Here is a 21,612-nt window from a genome sequence, read left to right on the forward strand (position 1 = left end):
TTTGAGGCAAAGCTGAAGTAAAACGTTTAGCGTGCTTCACCTCTTCGTGCTTTACCCTCCCAGCTCGCGTCGGCAGGGTCGGAAAACGAGCCCACAGCGAGTTTTCCGGGGAGGGCTTCGTCGCAGCTAAATGGAACGCTCTATCTCGAACACTCCGAGGCCCCACCCAGAGCTTGCTCCGCTCGCTCTGACCTCCCCAAAACAAGTTTTGGGGAGGTGAAGAACGCTGAGCGAAACTCTACTTCAGCTAATAGCCCCGCACCGCTACTTACGCAGGCGGCTTGGGGCGCTTTGATCGCAGAGCGATCAACGACTATCGACATTAAAACAGTGTGACGAGGTCGTTGTCGCCGCGACGCTCGCGACGATCGTCGCTCAATTGCGTGAAGAACGCGTCTTGCCCGCGATCGCCATCCGAATTATCGGTCGCACCGTCACTCGAGATCGCATTGGAGAGATCACTGATCAACGTTGCCAATCGATCGGCCACCGACAAGCCCGTTCTCGACCAGCGATCGACGATCACATCGGGATCGGTCTTTCCGGCATCGGTTCTCATGAACTCGGTGATCATCAAATCATCACCCTCGCCGCCGTCAAGCCGATCGGCTCCCCAGCCGCCGACGAGCACATCGTCGCCGTCGAAACCATACAAACGATCGTCCCCTGCACCGCCGTCGAGGAAGTCGTCTGCTGCACCGCCCCGAATTTTGTCGTCACCCGCACCGCCAAACAGGCGAACCGGAATCGCCAAGCGACGATCCGCCACGAGGTCATCGCTGCCTTCGCCGCCGTACACATCGATGCGGCTGATGTTGGTGTAGGTCGTTCGCGTCCAGACGTCGCCGCGACTGTGCCGCACTTCGACTGAACTGGGTTGACGACGGACGTCTTGCAGTTTGATGTCATCGTTGAGCTGGCTGCCGCCCAAGATCAAAATCGATTTGCCAGGATGATCCGGATCGGGAACGATACGAATGTCTTGTACGTCAAGCGAAACCGAAGCCGTGCCCAGCCCGTTATCGCTGTCAGTAGCAGTCAGGGACGCAGTATAAGTACCGGCCAGTATGGGCAAGAATTCAAAGCTCGCTCCCTTACCAATCGCAACGGTTTCACCGTCAGCGTTTTTCACTTCCCATAGCAAACGCGAAGTTGCTCCGGTCGGCAAATCGGTGATCGCGCCGGAAAGCACAATCGGTTGTCCCGTGACGGCAACATTCGTTCCGGTCAACGATGTGGTACGAGCCACCCGCGGCACGGGTGCATCGGGTTCACCGTCGCCGCCATCGGTTCCGCTACCCGATCCGCCAACGGCCCAGCCCGCCAAATTGTCGGCTCCGGTGGCCGCATCCAACAACAACTGAGTGGTTGTCGGTGTCCGAGTCGTCGAAACGAAAACGCCAATCGCATCATGTAAATCGAGTCGTGGATAGTCACCACCATCGCGACGAACTTCGTTGTTACCGGTGCCACCACGAAGGCTGTCGTTGCCGTTGCCACCGAGAACGACGTCGTCGCCCGCTTCGCCATTGAGATTGTCGTCACCGGCACTGCCCATCAGCACATCATTGCCGTCGCCACCGGTCATGGAATCACCACTGATCGATTGGTTGACGCGCCGGAGCACAGGATTGTCGACAAACGAATCAATCGCGTCGTCGACGTAGGCAACGACATAACCGGCTCGCCGCAGTGTCACGTGTTGGCCAGGATTGTTAACGACCAACGGTGCGACAACCGATGCGTTATCACCGAGCAGTGTGTCATCACCCGCATTGCCATCGATATCGTCTTCGCCGATTTCCCAGCGTCCATCAATTGCATTGTGACGCGATTCGGGAGCCATCGCGTCGGTCGTTGACGCAGCGTGACGCTGTCGACCCAGATGAGTATCAAAGCTTCGTGGCACATCGTTACGATCCGCGTCGGAATATTGCTCCAACACCACTTCGACATGAGCGTCGAGATCACGCAGTTCGGTCTCGGTGGTCGGTGCGTCCAACACCAACGGAGCGGCAATCACGCCAAAGTCGCCGATCACCAGATCATTACCCTCGTTGCCTTGGATATCGTCATTGTCGAGATCGCGATCAAGCGACGGGACATAGGCGATCCGGTCTAGCGGGGTACGACGACCGAGCTCGGCGTCAATTTTGATGAGCCGCATACCACGTCGCTCGGCAAGTTCACGTTCTTGCTCGCGAGCCTCGGTCCACAATTGGGTTTCAACCGCTTCGATTTCATTGACACTCAGCCCTTCGACAATCTTCGTGTTTGGCAAATCGGCCGTCGTTCCGGTAATCAACGGAGCCACGATTTTTGCATCGCCACCCACCAGCGTATCGTTACCATCGTCGCCGCGAAGAATATCTTCGCCAACGATGATTTGGTGATGTTCAACAAAATCAATTCCGAATCCGCTGACCGCAGGCAACGAAGGACGTGCGGCCGCGGCGTCGGCAAGCAGGCGATCGATCACACCGAGGTGAGCGGTGCTGACCAATTGCGATGCATCGTCAGCGATCGTTTCGAGGTCCGCCAAATGCTGCTGCAGAAGAGCCGATTTGACGACGACCGAATCGGTGCCCGAAAGCGTGCGAGTGATTGGAAGGGCGTAGGTGGCATTGTCGCCAACCAGCGTGTCGTCGCCTTCGCCACCCTCGAGCCGGTCATTGCCGATTTCGATTCGCTGTTGGTTGTTTGTGAGATGGTCGATCTCGAAATTGACCACACTTTGATCGAGTGCCAATCCTTCGAACGCGTACATCACACCCGCGACCGCGCCGGTTGCTCGATCGATCGCTTCGTTGATCGGAGTGAGTCCGGTTTGCAGTTCGCTGCTGACAATCATCTTGTCACCAAACAGCAAATCAGCACCGTCGTCACCAAACAGCGAATCATTACCATCGAGTCCACCGGCGTGGCCGATGAAGTGAGGCGTCATCGAAATTGCGGGGGAAAGCAACAAATCGTCGCTGGTCTTCAAATCGTCTTGCCCGGCAATTTGGGCAAGCTTTTTGTTAACACTGGTCAAACGATCCCAGCGAGGACGCTCGGCAACCAATCCGCCTGGCTGCGCCACCATCTCAGGCACAATCACTTGCCCAAATCCAGGCAATACCACTGTGATCCCGGACAACAGGTTTGCCGACGCATCGACGCCGATCAAACGAATCGAGTCGACCATTTGTGGCAGATCGGTTTCCATCGGCGCGGTGTTGATGCCGTGATCGCCAATCAGCGTATCGTTGTCGTTGCCACCACGCAGTGTATCGTCGCCTCGTTGGCCCAGCACGATGTCGTTGCCATCGCCACCGTCAACGATGTCATTGTCGGCATCGACCAGATCGATCAAGATCGCCACGGTTTGCCATTGACCGGTAAGGTCGTCCGTGTTTTTCCACCCATTTGAAAGATTCACGCCGGAGAGCACGATGCGGTCGGCGGCGAGCAAACGAGCAGCCAAGTCGGCTGGCGGATTTGCCAACCCCGTCGGGTCAATCGGGATGATGTCGGTGATACGACCGATTTCTTCGGTTAACAGGTCGCGGTGCCATGTGCCGTCGCTATTCAATTGCGGAGTGCCATCGTCATTGAAATCGCGAAGAATCTGACCTGCGTCGGCAAGGATAAAATCTTGTCCACCATCGCCAAAGATCGTGTCGCTGCCGAGACCGCCGATGATCTCGTCATCGTCGTCACCACCGTGAATCTCGTCGTCGCCACGTTGACCGCGAAGGATATCCTGTCCCGTACCGCCTCGCAGCGTATCGTTGCCCTGGATCAAATCACGATCGTCAAACGGTTGGACTTCGCGAATCACGATCGAGTCAAACGGCGCGAGGTAGTTTTCCCAAGTTCCCAATCCGACACTCAACAGCGTCCGTGTGATGATCCCGTTGTCACCCAAAACGACATCGGCATCGTCACCGCCGTCGATGGTATCATCGCCATCGGCACCAAACGGCACGTTGTGCCCGCCGATGATATCGTCTTGCCCCTCGCCACCATTGATGGTGTCATTGGCTTGGCCGCCAAAGATAAAATCGTCGCCATCATCGCCATCGATTTGGTCATCCCCACCACCATCGGCTGTGGTGATGAAACGGCTGACGACGTTACGATCCACGGGCCGGCGGTAATCGATTTCGGCATGATCCCCAAAGATAATGTCGTAATCATCGCCGCCATGAATTTCGTCACCCGCGGTACCGCCAATGATGATGTCGTTGCCCGCACCGCCAAAGATCGTATCGACATCGCCCAAGGTCGGATCGATCGTGATGACTTGGTCCAGCGTCGCCGGGTCGGCATCGAAAGCCGTGAAATCCACTTTGCCGTTATCGCCCAAGATCACGTCTTGTAAATCACCGCCGGTGATGTGGTCCGATCCGCTACCGCCGAGCAAGATATTCAAGGCGTTGCCCGCGGTGATGATGTCATCGCCACCGATCGTCGGGGTCGTCGTCTCAATACGAGTCCGAATACCGCTGGTGGGATCAAAGACCGCGACCCCTTCATCGCCGATCACGATGTCGGGCTGCGTATCGCCGCCGGCTAGCAGGGTGTCATTACCGGCACCGCCAAAGATGATCTTTTCGCCTTCGCCGGCCGTGATGAAGTCACCGCTGCCGTGCGTCGGTTCGTTGGTTTCGAGTTGCGCCAGGATCGACACGCCGGCCGACACATCAAAGTCGGCGTTGCCGTTGTCGCCCAGAATCAAATCGTTCCCTTTTTCACCCGTTAGCGCGGTCGCGGTGCGATCAAAATTGATGTAATCGATACCGAAGCCAGCGAAGATGATGTCATTATCATCGTCGCCCGAAATCATGTCGCTACCGCCGATCGACGGCGATTTGGTGCGAACCGATTGCACCAGACTTGCAACCGCCTTTCCCGTGACAGGAGCCAATGCGGCACGATCAATCACGCCCGTGTCGCCGAACAGGATGTCATTGCCGTCGTGGCCCGATAGATCATCGTCGCCGGCGCCGCCAAAGATTTGGTCGCTGCCGAGACCGCCACTGATCACATCGTTACCGCCCGCTGCATCGTTGATCGTCAGAATCAAATTCGCTTGTCGAACCACTCCGTCGGTTTGGTTCTCGGGATATGTCGAGATGCGATACGCACTGGTGGCGTCGAGCGTTTCGGTAAAGTCAGGCGTGATATTGAGGGAGGTCGCATCGCCACCGGTGATCAATCGCGGCGTCTGTAAAAACCCGGTGCCGTTATTGATATCGACATACAGTCCGACCAACCCGATATCGAAACCATCGGCAACCGGGAATGCCGCATTAACGTCAAGTAGGTTCGCGTCGTTACCGAAATCGCCAGTCACCGCACCGCTAATTGGCTGAGGTGCATTTCCCAAACGCGTGACGATCGGGTGATTTCCGTTGCCATCATCGTCGCCAAAGTAATCGACACGTCCTTGGTCGCCGAACAGGATGTCTTCGCCGTCGCCGCCAATGATTCGGTCGTTCCCGAGTCCACCAAACGCGACAATGCCGAGCGTCGATCCGCTGGCGTTGATCGTATCATCACCGTCTTGGGCGTTGACTGCGAAGGCACCATCGGCCTGATTCGTGATCGTGTAAGTATCGCTGGAAACCGGGATTTCGCTCCACACTCCATCCAACCACAGCGTATCGGCGGTATTGCCAAGGATCGTTCGCATTTGCACGCTGCCGACAGCGTTGGTCATCGTAACCTTGAAGCCAGTCATGCTGTCGTCGGGGCCAAAGGATGCACTGCCGTCAACCAGCTTTGTGAACTCGGTTGCCGATGCATTCGCGCCGCCGGTCACGGTGCCGCTTGTGACCACGGAATCATCGATCTCATTGAGCTGGACGTTGACCACATCGCCCTTGCGATTGGTCACTGGCCAGTAGACATCGTTACCGGAATTGAGGAACGTCCATGTTTGATAGGTCTCGTCGGCAACCGTGTTCGGATCATCACGGCGAGTGTGAGTACCGAGCACGTTGAAGTCATTGTTGCCGCTGCCCAAATCGATCTGCAGCACTTCCAAGTTTCCGTAGCTGATTCCGCCAGCACGCATTCGCCCACCGATGGTAATATTTTCGCCCATATTCAGCCCCCACAATCGGGAATCGGTCAGATAGCCGGTGCTGTCCGCTGGGCTGTCTTCGTCGTGGATGAACATGTAGTCGACCGAGTTGGACTCGGTAACGAAGAAGTTCAAACTTTCCGAAGTGATCGCGTAGCTCTTGATCAAGTCATCCGAGCGGATGAAGAATCCATCGATATCGGCGGAGATCGCGGTAAAGTCGGCGGCAACCGTGATCGTGATCACGTCGTCGCCATTGTCGACCGCACTCAAGATCTCACCTTCGCCGGTTTTAGCTCCGGCCGCATCGGTGACTTCCAAGTGGCGACCAAGCAGATCATCGGCATTACCGATACCCAGCTTCAATCGCTGTTCGCGTGAGAGAGTCACCTCGACATCCGACGTCGCGCCGGGAGTAATCGTACCAACCGTATCGCCGCCGATTCCGAAACGCTCGTTCAAACTCAGCGTAACTTTGCCGCCACTCGCGGTCGCTGCGGTAATTAAGCGGAACTGGCCCACGACCGGATCATTCGGGCTGCCTGTGGTGGCCGAGGAGAACACGCTCAACCAGTCCGTGGTGGGATACGTCGCGACCACTTCGATCGTTTTGCCGACCAGATCACTCACGTTGCTGAGATCCGATGCCAATCCCAACTGCGTCAATTGATCGGCGGAAAGCACAGGCAAGTTCACATCAAAGCCATCGACCGACTCGACGTCGCCGGTTTTCTGTTTGACATTGGTTTCGTAAGGGAATTTCTCAGGTGGTCCGATGCCGACCAACGAACCTTCGCCGCCGGCGCCGTCGACGACGACCGGGCCAAGGATCTCGCTGAGCGTGTTGGGGCCGTCGGCAAACACCTTGGTATCACCCCCGTCGACTTTCGCATCGTCGATTGCTCGCACACCGATGCGAATCGGAGTGTCCCAGTTCGTTTCATCAAACGAAACGATCAGGTTGTCGGGATTGCTCGGATCGACCCGCACGCGGTCGGTCGGCAGACCGTCCAAGTTATAGATCGTGACCTGTTTCGCATCAGTACGAACGCCGCCGGTGCGAGTGGTCTTGGTAATTTCTGGAGTCACGGTGACTTCGACGCGTCCTGAACCGGTGCCGTCGTCGGGAGCGGCCGTCAGCACTAATTCGTAGCTGTCGGTCTCAAACGATTCGATCGTGGTTGACGTGACCGACAAGACCGCGGGGGTCGTGGTGGTGGTCAAACGATACGTCCCAGTTGAGCTGCCTACGGCCTGAGCTGATACGTAAAATGTCTCTGTACTAGCAGGAGCGTACGTTATTCGAGCGTTACGATTGGTTGCTCCGTCGACATCGTCGTGGATGACGATTTCGGTTCCGGCACTATCCATCAAACGCAATAGCGGGTTGTCGAGCGTTCCTTGGCTTGTCGCGGAACCTTCTAAATCAAATGTGTAGCTATTGCCAACGGACATTGTGATCGCGAACCAATCTTGGTCGCCGACGAAATCAATCGAACTCGCGATCGACTCGGGAACATACAGTCGAGCCGGAGTCGTGATACCCGCTGCGATGTCGTAGGTAAAACGAGTACGGAGCGTGTAAGTACCTGTATTAGCGGAATAGGCACCGGCCGATAATACGTAGTTTCCTGTGGCGGCAGGAGTAAACTCGATGTGGGAGTTTAGACCGGCGCCGCCATCATCGTTGTAAGCGACGCGGCGGTTGTAGCTATCGAACAACCACAAGTAAGGGTCGTTGTTCGTCCCTTTACCGGTCGCAGCCCCTTCCAAATCAAACGTGTAGCTTACCCCTGCGACGAGATAAACCGGATGAGCGTTGCGTTGGTAGGCGTATGAGATGTCGCCTGTCGCCTCGCCAGGCACCGAAAACTCATCAACCACATTGTTCGAGATCGTCAGCGTACTGGTGTTATCCGGCAGCACGCTCCAATTACGGTCAAGCGTCAGCGAGTTTGCAGTGTTACGCCGAATTAACGCAGTTTGCCCGACTCCCGTTCCGCCAGCCACCGTCACGGTACGACCGACAAGACTATGCTCTGCAAATGAAGCTCCGCTGAAGGCGACTGAAGTGAACGAGGCGGCCCCTTCGACCACGTCGGTCGACCCATCGGTCTCGCGCACTAGCACCGTGGGGGCGTCCGCATCACTGGTGCGAACTAATACTGGCTGGGTAAACACACCGTGGTACCCAGGATTGTTGTAGGTGTAGCTGACATGCAGATCGCTGCCCAAAACCGTTGCGATATTTTCACCGGCATGGAATACGATCTTATTGCTGATCGATTGCCAAACTGGCTTTGCTGCCGTTCCGGCCGGCACCAAGGGGTCATACTCATCAAGTGTTTGCCCGTTGTACATCACACTGGTGATCGAGAGCGGTTGTCGACTGAGTCCGACGAACTGAACGGGCTCTGCTTCGTTAATGATGAAATCATCTGTCTTGTTCGGATTCGGAAACTCATCGACGTCGGCGGATTGAGTTATTAACTGGATTAGATTCGTGTGGAAACCTTCTCGCCGCAGGTCATGCGAGGCAATCACGACGACTTGTTGAGCGGTGTTCCAGTTCGCGGAATCGAAGGTTAGCATGTTTCCGGCAATAGGGCTTCCGTCGATTTTTTGCAGCGTCAGTTGAGTGTCGTCGTATTGCAGAGCGACGTTGACCGCCGCGGTCGGTTCACGTGAAAGTTTGACAAGCACGACATCGCGTTCGCCGAGATGATCGCCGTCGCCGCCTTCGATGACGGAGGTAGTTGTGTCAAAGTCCTCAACCACAGAACCGGTGACGCTCGAGTTGATTCCTTTAGTTTCATCGACAATCAAACTGGCTTCGTCGTTGTCGTTGATTTCGACACCGACACTGGCGACCGCCAACCCATCGTAACGGGCAATCCGATACAAACTTTCTCCGGCGACCGGATTGGTTCGCCAATCTCCGTTCAAGATCAGCGTCGTGCTATTCAGAGCTCCCAGCACCAAACGCTGCTGACCAGCACCCGGACCACCGACGATCTCGATCGTAGCGCCTCGCAAACCTTCCGGACCGAAATCCGATTTGGTAAAGTCTGCGGCACTGGCGGTAAACGTCGTCCGCGTATCTAGCTCCGCAGGGAAACTTGGATCGATCGGCAATCCCGTGGGGCTCTCATCAATTCCTGTGACTTTTCCGATCAACGCATCATCGATACGAACTTGAAATTTGCTGTCGACATCGGGTGAATCCCCGATCGCCCAACCTCGATCAAGCGTTAGCTTCAAATCGCCGAGGACGCCTTTGTGGAACGTTGCCGAATTTGCATCCGCGGTAAATTGCAGGTCGAATGACACTCGTGACGCACCGTAAGTCGCATCAAAGTTGCCAACGCGAGCGGACGGAGTGAAGGTCAGATCCAAGTGCCCATCGTCAAGGATCGACTGTAGTTGCGTTTGCGTCAGGCTGATCGATGCTGTCATCGGTGAATACCATCGTCCTTCCCTACCTTGGAAGAACGTTCCGACATCGGTGCCATCAATATTGACAGTCAGGTATTCGTGAGTCTGGTCATAGTCGCCATTCACCGTAAGATTCAGGACTGCACCCGAGGTGACATCCACTCGTTGGTCGCCTGGCGTCAGATCCAGCGGAAACGAGGCGACATTGGGTGAATAGATCCCGGTTTGCGTCCCGGTCAACGTAATTTTGCCCTCGGCACCGGTGATGAATCGACTCTGCCCTATGCCCGATCCGTCAACGATTGTCACTTGACGACCGAGCAGATCATCAACGCTGTCCAGGAACGGATCTGCTGGATCAAGAGGATCGGCGATCGAGAATATTGCATTGGCGGCCGATAGCGGGTTGCCCGTCAACTCGCTGCCGTCCAGTTCGATCGAGTACGTACTGGTCACAGTCGGTAACTGGCTAACGGCCAACCACGATCGATCGACCGTCAGCTGCATGTTTCCATCAACCAAGCGAGCGTCTTCGATACGGCGTTCTTGCACGGTCACGCCATCGGCCAAGGTGACCCGAATGCTTTGGCCCAAGAATTTGTAGAACGGTTCGTTGGTGACAATCGTGATCGTCGGTTGATCGACCACGGCCAGCGGTTTGCCATCGATCGAAGCCGCACTGGATACAACTAAGTGGTTGACGACCGCGGACTGCTTTCCTTCCAATGCGGCGTCATTATACGTGAACGCAGCACTTTCGGACAATTCAGGACGCGTGAACAACAACCCGGTGTCTTGTTGGGTCACCCCATCGGCGCGGATTTCTACACGCTGAGGAATCATCCAGTTATCGGCAGTGAATTGGAGCGTGACGGCCGAACCATCAGCCTTCTCCTCCGCTCCGCTCGCAGGACTGGTCAAGCGGAACGCCAGCGATCCGAGTTCGCGTCGATCAGGACTCGGCAGCGGGGCGAGTGCTTTGACGAGCACGTTAAATCCAAGCAGCGGGGCTCGCGAAAGCACGACTTCGTAATAATCCAGCAGCGATGTATCCGACGATGCCGTCTCGCTGATGATGCTCGATCCACCACTGGTGCGAATTGAGACAAACGGTTCATCGTTGTCGGCCACGTTCGCGGAAACGCCGAATAACTTCAAATCTTGGTAACGCAAATCATTCGAAAAAGTGACATCGTTGGCGATGATCCCACTGTGGCCGAGCAAGTCATTACTGACCACCGGCGGCGTGTCGCCCGACATATTAAAGGTGTCTTCGCCCAGGCCACCAAACAGTTCGGTCAAGAATGTCACGGAGGTGCTTTGCACAAAGAAGCGATCGTTCCCCTCGGCACCATCGACTCGCAGCGACTCGATGTTGGTGAAATCGATCGTCAATCCGGCTCCGTAAACCCCCGCATTGGTGACGACAAAATCGTCGCCGAACTCCGTTCCGATCACCGTCAGGGTGTCAAATCCGTCGCCTCCGTTGATGTGAACTGGTGCATTGACGGCGTACTGCACAAGGTCCGCTCCGGCACCACCGGTTATGTCGGTTCGAGCACGTTCGGGTTCGCGTGAACCGACCAGTGCAAACGCACGGACCTCGAAATCGTCGTCCCCTTCGTCCCCGTTGAGCGACAGCACGGCTTTGTTGTGAAACACGACAAAGCGATCGTTGCCGAGTCCGCCATTGACCGTCATTGGCGAACTGATGCCGTTGGACAGGAACCCGCGAGTCGTTTCGATGGTGGCGAACACATCATCGACCGAAACGTTGGCGTCTTCTTCGTTACGTTGGCTGCGGAACAATTGGCCGATTTGGAAGGTATCTTCGCCTCCTTCGCCATTGAGCGTGATTTCGGCAGCGGTATCGTCGGCGGCAAAGTAATCATTGCCAAGCCCGCCGTTGACGACGATCCGTTCGACTCCGAGGTAGTTGATTCGCTGGACTGCGGGATCGTAAGCCGGATCGGTAAGAGTGTGATCGGGGTCGCTCAGCATCGCGACAAACGCGTTGGATCCACTGACACTGGCTCGCAGCAGGAAGTGGTCATCCAGCAAGGTCCCGGTGGCAACAAAAATGTCGGTGTCTTGAGCCGTACCACTATCGACGATTCGGATCAGCGAGTTGGCTTTCCCTGCAACAAAAAGAACTTGGTAAGTATCATCGCCATTTTGTCCATCAAGGATGTCGTTGCCATCGCGTGACTTGATCAGATCGTCACCTTCACCCCCTTGGATTCGGTCGCTTGCCAAACCGCCATCAAGCGTATCGTTTTCGGCCCCACCTTGCAGCAGATCATTGTGTTGTTCGCCGTAGAGCACGTCGGCGCCATCGCCACCATCGATGGTATCGTTACCGAAACCGCCAAACAGCAAGTCGTCGTCATCGTCGCCGTACAACATATCGGCATCGCGGCCACCTTCGATGCGGTCACGTTGGGCACCTCCGCGAAGCGTGTCGCGACCGATACCGCCCAGGATTATGTCGACTCCCCTGCCACCTTGGACCGTGTCGTTGCCGGTTCCGCCATCTACAAAATCGTCGCCGTCGCCGCCATCGATATCATCATTGTCTCGCCAACCGCGAATGATGTCCGGTCCCGCACCACCGCGGAGGAAGTCGGCACCATTGCCACCGAACAGAATGTCTGTTCCGGTAAGGATCCCCGCTTCGTCGTCACCCCACAACGTGTCATCGCCACCGGCGCCATCGAGGGTATCATCGCCGCTACCGCCGACCAATTTATCGTTGCCCGAGCCGCCGACGAGAATGTCATTGCCCGCACCGCCATTCAGGTCGACGCTTAGAAACACATTAGGCATGCCAAAAACGCTGTCATTTCCCGTCCCACCGATGCCCGCTATGCGAACGACGTCGCTGAATTCCTGGTGAAAGTGACGTCCTGAAACCACAATATTTTGTCGCCCAGAATCGTCGGGCGCACTGGAGGCGCCGATATACAGTGCGGTGTCTTGACCGTCGTGGAACACGAGCGTCAACACGCCGTCGCCGCCTTGGTTCCCCAGGACGATTGCCGAGTAGTCTGCGGGATTCACCGGGATCGTAAATCCGATTGTGATCAGGTTCACGCGGATATCGATCAACTTGAAACCGATCGGCAGCAGCGGGAAATCGCTGGCACTGTGGGTCAGAAAAATCCCGACTTTGACACTGGCGAAGACATCCGCGCGGACTTCGATCCGCAGCCCATCATCAAACGCATCGTCTCCGTCACCGGAATAAGTCCCTGCGGAGTAGTTTTGAGTAAAGCTGGTCAGAATATCGAATTCATTCGCGCGGACACGTCCGTCGCCACTGGGGTCGTGAAAGTTTTGGTCCTGACCGAGATGCAGCGACAATTCAAATCCAACACGGGCTTGGATAAAGTCCTTAAACGCTCCGCCGGCGATCACCAAAAACGGATCGACGAAAACGCCCAGCCCGACGCCACCGAGAATACGAACCTGAGGTTCATCCATGCGAGTGCTGGCACCGCTGGCCCCCAGTCCCGAAGCGGCACCCGATTGGCTTCCTGCTCCGACATTCAAATTTCCGATCGCACTAGGATTCGGTTCGACGCCTTCAAAATCATCAAAGTAGAATCCATCGACGATATCGTCTGAGTTGCCGGTAATGCCAAGGCGTTTCAACCCGGTGGTGTCGAATGCCATTGCATAATCGGCGCGGGCTTCGAATGAGATCGAGATAAACGGCACCGCATACTTGTAGGCATCAAGTGGCTTGCCGACGACCTTCGCGACCGCTTTGTTGACAAGCGTTCCAATCGTACTTTCCCACGTCAATGGTTGTAGGTGATACAAGATCAACGACAACTCGGGAGTGCTATAGGTCATCAGATGACTATCCGCTTCGGAGCGTCCATCAAACCCCGTTTCCCCGAGCAATAGCCCAAACGACTCTTCAAAAATCGGCAACGCGATCGCGTCATACGTCAACCCGGATCCTTGTTGAAAGTGATCGTTATTGATGATTTTGTTAGTGAACCCACCGATGCCCTCGACTTTCTTCCGTCCAGGCAATAACTGGGTGGTCACCAAACTTTGCGCCGCCTCGTGAGCCGAGCTTGACGTATTACGAGCGATCGCAGCGACTTGACCGAGGATTGAACCGGATCGCGAACCATCCGCGTTCTGCACGGCGATAGCACTGCCGCGGAATCCGGCGATCGCCCCCGTGGTCGCAAACGTTCCGCCGCTGATCGCCAGCACAGAATCGCTGACCGAAGCGATCGTATACGTTCCTGGATTAATGTCTCCGGTGATACGAATCGTTTGCCCGACGGCAAAGCCGGCGTCGATCCATGTGGCACTCTCGGAACTTGTCAATGTGATTGCGGTCCCTGAAAAGTTCACGTCGATCGCACCGGTCATCCGCAGCGGCTTGTCTTTGAGCGATCCAAAGCTTCGTTCGGCATTGACGCTGGGGTCAAACAAATCACCCGATTGGCCTCGCGCCACCGATCCGTCGACAACAAAGCTGCCGATGTCGATCCACTCTTCGCCCGTCAATTTCATGATCGGCAGCAAGGTGATGTCGTCGAACTCTCGGTTTTCAAACAGATCCGAAAAGAATTCGCCAATCGCGTCGCGTTCGAACGGTTTGCCTCCGTCGGCCAACGCTCGTAGCGCTGTGGCGGCACCAGTGAAGTCCCCAATCTGACTCTCGCCGCCAAACGTTCCGGGAGCACTCGCGTAGGAGGTCTTGCCAAACAACAGCGATACAATCGGCATCGCCTCGCTCTGCAAAAAGACCAACAACGGGTCCACCGCTTCCAACGCGACACTCATCCGAGTGATAGCGGGACCTAGAAAATCGCGAACGAAACCGACCACTTCGAACTGAACATCATTGAATGCGATCGACGGCGTGCTCGTTTCGCTGACCAACGACGCCGTCACATCCCAATCCCAATTCGTGATATCCAATTGCATCCGATACGGCGGAAACGCGGCGCCGGTGGGCAGATCGGTTTCCAGATCCAATGAAATCGGGTTCACCGTGAATTCCGCTCCTACCTTCTCGCTGATACTCAACAAATTTGGCAGCGGGGCCCCACTGAATCCGGTTTGCGGAATGTTGGGAAACGGGGCCGCAGCAATCAGATCGTTTAACGATAACCGCGGGGTGCCGATGACCGAAGGGTCCAAGAAATCGATCACAAACGTGCCGGACATCTCGGATTGCTGTGGCGTTTGATCCCAAACGCGAAACGGCAAGACGCCCATCGTTGCGGTCATGCCATGCAGTTCATCCTTTCGCACAATACCGGTCGAAGAGGTTTCGTTTTCGAGCACCGTATCGACCGTGATGGTTCGTCCCGACGGATCAATTGCAAGGATCGTGTAGACACCATTGTTATTGGTCGTGCCGGTGATCGTGATCGAGTCACCGAGACGAAAACCATCGGCTACCCAACTACCGCTGCTGCGAGTGATCTCGTCACGCAGATCGATCGTAAACGTCTGGGGTGGCAGATTCGCGAACTCGAGCAACTTCGGCGTGAAGTTTTCGGTCACGTCGGTGAACGTCAAACTGGGGCGTCCGGTCAGCGAGACCTGGTACACCTCGACGCTGATCCCGCTTTTCGGACCTTCGGCGACCACGCGGTCAAGCGAGCTGGTTGTCGTCGCAAGATTGGCGTCGGTCGACTGGAGCGTTAATTCCAAACCGAACGGATCGATCGAGGCAATCACATACTGGCCGTTGTTGCCGTCCGAATGACGAACCTCGATGATTTGGCCAGCGCGAAATCCATCGAGTATCCAGTTGCCGCGGTCACGGCTGACCTTGGGTGCTCCGGTCACCGGATTGGTAAACGTCAATTGAGGATCACCCGTCATCGACACTGCCGCTTGCGGCAGTGCGACGTCCAGGACAATTTCCAAATCATTGGCACGTTGCACATCGATGTAAACACCATCCGCAATGCTGACACCGACCGACAACGGCAAGTGAAATCCGAACATGACATCGGCAAGCGCGTCGATTTCTAACCCCAGCCCCGGCAACAACAGATCAAGGTCGACAGGGAATTCTAACGTTTCCGTCGGAGCGACCAAATCCATTTGAAACTCGACTCCGACGACGAGTTCGCGCCCCTCCACCGTCACCGAATCGGTGACCATCTTGACATCGTCGATGTTGACGACACTGTCGCCCGATGCGGGGTCATTCTGTAGCCAATCGAAACCCCCGGGACCGAATGCGTCAAAAATGCCTTGGCGTACGGAATCGATCGAAATCGATTTGCCATACAAATTCAAGTTGTCGACAACCGAATCTCGCATCTGCAACAGAAAATCGGCGGCTTCGGCTAATTGGTTGCCGACCAATGGCAATTCGTTCCCCAACAGCGAGGTATCTAGCGCCGCGTCAAGCTTGGTGAACAGGTCGTAAAACCCAAGCTTGAAGCCGTCCATCGTGTCGGAGAGCGAGAAATTCTGCGTCAGCACTTCGAATGTGGACCAGTTGCCGTCGCCGCCGACAAGGTTGGTCGTCAGCAAGCTGCTGCCGTCGGCGGGAGCGTCAATGTTGCTGACCCCGGCGGTAATAAACGGAACCGTCGCAGGCGCATCGCTGGGGATCACTTGCTCAGGAAATGCTAATTCAAACTGGGCATCCAGTGCACCGGCCACTTGGATCGCCGTCGACGCAGCCGAAGCGGCGTTCCGCGCTTCGCTCGGCGTCGTCAAAGGAGTGTTTGTCTGCAGGTCGACCGTGTAGGTGGCCGGCGCGGTAGAGGTTCCCGCTCCATCGGCATCCAGAATCACATAACCACTAATGACTTGGGCGGGCAAACTGCCTAGCAGCGTGGTGAAGGTCAACGCATCATCGTTCACGCCTTGAATATCAAACGAGGCTTCGGTGCCCGATCCTGAACCAGCGGCTCCCGCTAGAAACGGCGCCGGAGCGGTGGGATCGGACAAATCGATTCCCAGTTGGACCTCAACCACCCCATCGGCATCGACTTGCATCGGGGCAGCACTGAGCGTATCGACGATCGCAGCGACCTTTTGCAGTCCCTGAGCGGTCAGATCGAGCCCCAACTTGGTCAAATCCAAGGAAACCGGAAGCATCGTGCTGATCGCGTCGAGATCAAGTTGCAGATCGAGCGTCAAGTTCTTGTTGGCGGGGTCAAAACTCAATCCAGCAACCAACGAGGCGCCATCGAGTGGCGCGGACAATTGAGCGTTTAGCGACTGCAGCGACTTGGGCTGTAATTCCTCGGGCAACGCTTTCAGTTCTTGCACACGAGCCTGGAACGCCTTGCCAAAACCAAACAACTCTCCGAGACTTTTCGAGAAGCCCGGCAGCCGATCCGCCAGCTTCGATTGCGTCTGAAGTTCGACAAGATAATCGCCCACCGAATCGAGATAGTCAAACATATCGGCAAGCGTGAGGTGCTCGACGGCAACAAGAAGACTCTGAACATCATCCACACCGGGAATGACCGGAGCGACGATTTCAACGTTGTCACGCACGTTGTAGAGATTGTTGATATCGACATCGAAATCGGTTTTCAGCCCACTACTGACTCCCGTTATCGCTGGCACCGGTTGTAGCTTCATGCTCAGATCGAGCGAGTTGGTAAAGTTCACTTGGTCGTTCACTAACCAAGGGAACGGGTTGCCCAAACCGCCCCACAACTGGCTAAGCGTTGCGGGGTCCAACGTCAACGATGCCGAAACTTTGGACGTCGCATCCGCAATCGTCAGATCCGAAAAATCAACCGCCAATGCACCGTAATGCCCGCTACCAGTGGCTCCTGACGCGGACACATCTAAATCAAACTGCAGCGTCGGTGTCGCATCGGACTGGACTTTCAAGTGGGCTGCAGCGGTATCGCCATGCAAGGGATTACCTGCGAGCACCTTCACGGGCGACTTCAGCTCAATCACAAACTCGGGATCCAATTCGTTACCGGCCGGGGTGCTAAAATCAACGTTCACCTCCGAACCACTGGCCAACCCAAGATCGGTCGCAGCAAAGCTGCCTCCGGCATTGGCGACCGTAAACGTCGACACGGCTCCGGCTTGGGCGCGATCAATCAGCGAGATCGTCCCGGTTCCCGAATCGGTAAAGACTTCGAAATCAGCCGTCGTCACGCCGGCACTGGTGGCGGCCGCCGCAATCCGGTCCGCAATATCCTTGATCGTCGCAGGCGGCACACTGCCATCGAGATCGACGACAAACGAGGAGCCTCCACCGCTCAGCGTGACCGTTAAATCGGCTGCGGTTGTGCCGTTGGTGCGAGCCACCACGCCGCCACTGCCATCAAACAGATGCGTTTCGGAAACCGAGGCTTGATCTTGTGGCGGGGTGGCCAAACCAAGGCTAACGCGGGCTCCGGAATTATTCAGTGCCGCGACGATCAAATCGTTGGCGATGGTGTATGTCGAAGTGGCATCGATCGCGGTGTCCCAATCGGAATCCAACGTCAACGTATCGGCGGTGTTGGCGATGATCGTTGCGCTTTGCCCTGCTCCGACGCCGCCGGTGATCGTCACCACGCGTCCCACCAAGGCGTCCGCGGCAAACGATGCGAACGCAGCGGTGTCCAAAAGTTTGTCGGCTGCGGCATCACTTTCCGCCGTGCCGCTGATCGAGGCTGCGGGCGACGTCCGATCAACCAACACGATCCCCGCATCCGCAATCTGCACATCAAAGTCCCAACCCGCTGAGAACGCGGTTGAACTCGGCAACGTCAAACCGGCCGCCGTCGCAGCCGCTTCGATCTTGGCAATCAAGTCACCCAATGTCACCAATGAATGTTCAATCGCGGTAAACTCGCTGCCGCCGAGGTTGCGTTGTTCCGCTGCACCGTCGATTCCAAGCGAGGCGGCGGCCGTACCGGTAACTGCCAAGGCCGGCGCGCCGACCGGTGTCGTTGCATCGATCAAACTAAGCGTGCCACGAGCGCTATCAAGGCTAGCGAATCCTGCCAAGCGGCTTGACACTTCATAGTTGTCGCTGGCGGTGGGTGGCGTGTTCCAATTGCTGCTCAGCGTCAATGTATCGGCGGTGTTGGCGGTGATGGTCGCGGTTTGCTCGCCAACAATCACTTGACGCCCCACCAAGCTATCGTTCGCTCCGAAGGGTGCTGAGGAATCGATCAACTGATTCGCGGTCGCCCCTGCCGCCACGGTACCGGTGATCGCGTCAGCGGCATCCGCTGCCGCACCGATTGCTTCGACCAATTCACCCAGCGTCGCAGGTGCCGCGCTAGTCGAAGCAAGATTGGCATCCAAATCGACGTCAAAGGTGGTGCCATCGTTCAAGGTGAATTGCAAATCGGCGTTGGCGTCGCCCGAAGTAGGTACGCCAGCACCTCCGTTGAGGCTTGCCAGTGTGATGGAGGCAAGCTCAGGATCAAAGTCGACAGCGAACGTGGTTCCATCGGCAAGATGAACGCGAATGTCGTCTACGCCTTCGAGCAGTGCAACGCCGGCACCCAAGTTCAATTGCGAAATCGGTGTCGATGACGAAAGCGGCGTGTTGAAGCCAACGTTTGTCAACGCGAGTTCGAACGGCAGATGTAGCATCGCGGTGGGATTCAAAAGATCGACGCTGCTGGTCGTGCTCAAACCGCTCAGCGATCCAAAATCGGGTAGATTCAGTGTGTCGGTTGAATCCGCAAAGGTCTTGGCGATATCGAGCGTAAAGCGGAACGTCGACGTGCCGGCGTCGTAGCTCATCGGACCTACGGTCGTGTAGGAGGAACCGCCACCGGTGGGCAGCGAGAGCATCTGCTGAAGCGTTGCAAAGTTTGCCCCGGGGTTGGGCGCTAATTGGATCACTGATTCAGGATTGTCATTGGCGTCCACGTCTTTCTTCACCGCGACCGCGGTCAATCCCAACTTGGCGGCCGCTGCGTAATCCTTGCTCGATCCATCCTGTTTCGCTGTCACATGAAACTTGTCGCTGTCCGACGCGGCGCTGGTTTTATCGACCAACAACAATGCACCATCGGATTCGGTGATAATTTCAAATTTCGAAGTCCCTGGCGACGCGGATTGGATACGGCTGGTGACATCGGCTAATGTGGTGGTGCCATCGAGATCGACATCGAACGTGGTGCCGTCTCGCAAGGTGACCGTGAATTCGGGGGCGTTATCGCCGCTAGTCCCCAACAATGTGCTCAACGTTTCGCCGGACTCGGGCACCCCGACGATGTCAGTTAGCGGCGTCGCAGCGGTGTGCGGCGGCAATTCGATTCGCTTGAGAAACTCGTCCTGGTACAAGCCGTCGACGTCAACCAAATCACCGAGGATCGCCGTAGTCCCCAACAACAGTCGCTCATTCTCAAACGTCTTCGAACCCAGCACGTCCACATAGCTGCCGAACTGCTGCATGACCTGCAACACCGATTTGGCATTCAGGTTGTAGAAGTCCTGAATCCCCAGCGAGATTAAGTTTTCGGTGAACGTCGGTGCGGCGGCACTGAACAGATCATCGCTGAAATGAATCATCGCGGGCGTGCCATCGGTGACCCCGGATACGCCGGTGGCTGTGGCGTAGAGGTCAATGTCCAGTTGCGCAGTCGCAGCGGCGTCCGAGACGAACCCATTCAATCGATTCGCGTTTTGCAGTTCATTGATCCGTAGCACTCCGTCCGATGCTCCCCCGTTCGTTCCGTCCATCCCCATCAAAGCACGGGTATTTAATGTGGTGTCGGCATTCAAAACGATCGTGCTGGATGCCCCTGCGGGCCCGTGCGCCCCAACGCCCAAGCCAAGTAGCCCCGCACTGAGGTCGAACGACGCATCGGCGACGTTCACGTCGGCAGTGACGCTCATATCGTTGTCGAAATCGGCAAAGAAGAACGGCGTTGCGGTGGCATCGACCCCAATGCTGAAATCCCACTGAAACCCGACGGTCAGATCGGTGGTCGCGCCAGAGGTCGTCATCAATTCCTCGAGCGCCCCATCGAGCCCCAGGATGGTCTCGCCCAAATCGAGCGAAACAGCGGAGTGCGTCACCGTCGCGACCACGTTGAGGTCCAGCGTCATTACATCGCCGTTCATCACTCCCGTTGCACCGACCGCGAAAGTCAAATTGCCGGAACCGGAGTAGCTGCTACCGCTCAGCGAGTCCAGTGCGGTTAGCAGTCCGACCAAGTCGGGATCATCTGACCCCAGGCTAGAAAAATAGGATGCGATTGGCTGCGACAGAGACTGGTCGAGGATATCCTCGATTGGCAGAAAATCGCCCATCGATTGGCCGACCAAATCAAGTTTTTCGCTCAGCTTGTCCAGTGACGCTAGCTCGCCACCCAGGCTTGCTAATTCATCGAGCCCATCGCTGAGTGCGGTTTGAGCGGCGGTTTGATCCAAGACAAGTGGAAGCCCCGAAAAATTGCTGGCCGCTGCGTAGCTGACTTCGCTCGAATCATCGGAGCGGACGACGACGTTTCCACCGGACTGAGTCACACCTAAGGTGGCGCTGACGTCCGAAAAGTCGACTGTGCCGCCACCTGCGTCGACGATCGTCGCGGTACCCCATGCATCGTCGAATCTGAACGTGTCGTTGCCGGAACCTCCGTTGAGCGTCGCCGATTTGCCTGCAAAGTTTTTCAGCGTGATCATGTCGTTGCCACCCGCAGCGTTGACATCAACTCCGGTGATTGATCCGATCGCGATGGTCACTTTATTTGGATCACTATCGGAATCTGATATTCCACTAGCCGTCACGGGCTTGCTATTAGAGATCACATAGTTGCCGCCCGAGACTTCGATCACGAAGTCATCATTCGCGTCGGTAGTGTCGGTCACCAGCAACCGATTACCACTGAGCGAAACATCCGCCGCCAGTAGACGGCGTAGTTCGAGCGATTCAAACGACGATCGCCGTGCGGCGAGGCGGTTGCGAGACCTTTTTTTGCCTAAAGACTTGCGGGCGGCAGCAAGACGGGAGCGACGGCGCAGCTGAGCAAGGAGTGAGTCGAGTTTCATCGCTGAAAATCCCAAATCCGTTCGGGGCAAAGGTCCAACGCCGGCCTTCATGGCCAACGCACTTCGGTCAGAATCGAAGCAAGCTTGAGACAAACTTCGAAAAATCCTGACCTTCTATCGAGCTATTA

1 protein-coding gene is annotated in these 21,612 nt (G+C 56.3%); it reads right to left on the reverse strand.

The window, feature by feature from the left end; genetic code table 11:
• Positions 1-322 precede the first annotated feature (322 nt).
• On the reverse strand, positions 323-21,484 hold the full coding sequence (locus tag SH528x_RS35905) for a hypothetical protein (RefSeq protein ID WP_442508220.1): 21,162 nt from the start codon (positions 21,482-21,484) through the stop codon (positions 323-325).
• Between the last annotated feature and the right edge of the window lie 128 nt (positions 21,485-21,612).

The organism is Novipirellula methanifontis, from assembly GCF_052161655.1.
Taxonomy (GTDB): domain Bacteria; phylum Planctomycetota; class Planctomycetia; order Pirellulales; family Pirellulaceae; genus Novipirellula.

Excerpts from the sequence above, each read along its gene's own strand:
- SH528x_RS35905 (WP_442508220.1), bottom strand. The coding sequence starts at position 21,484 with ATGAAACTCGACTCACTCCTTGCTCAGCTGCGCCGTCGCTCCCGTCTT.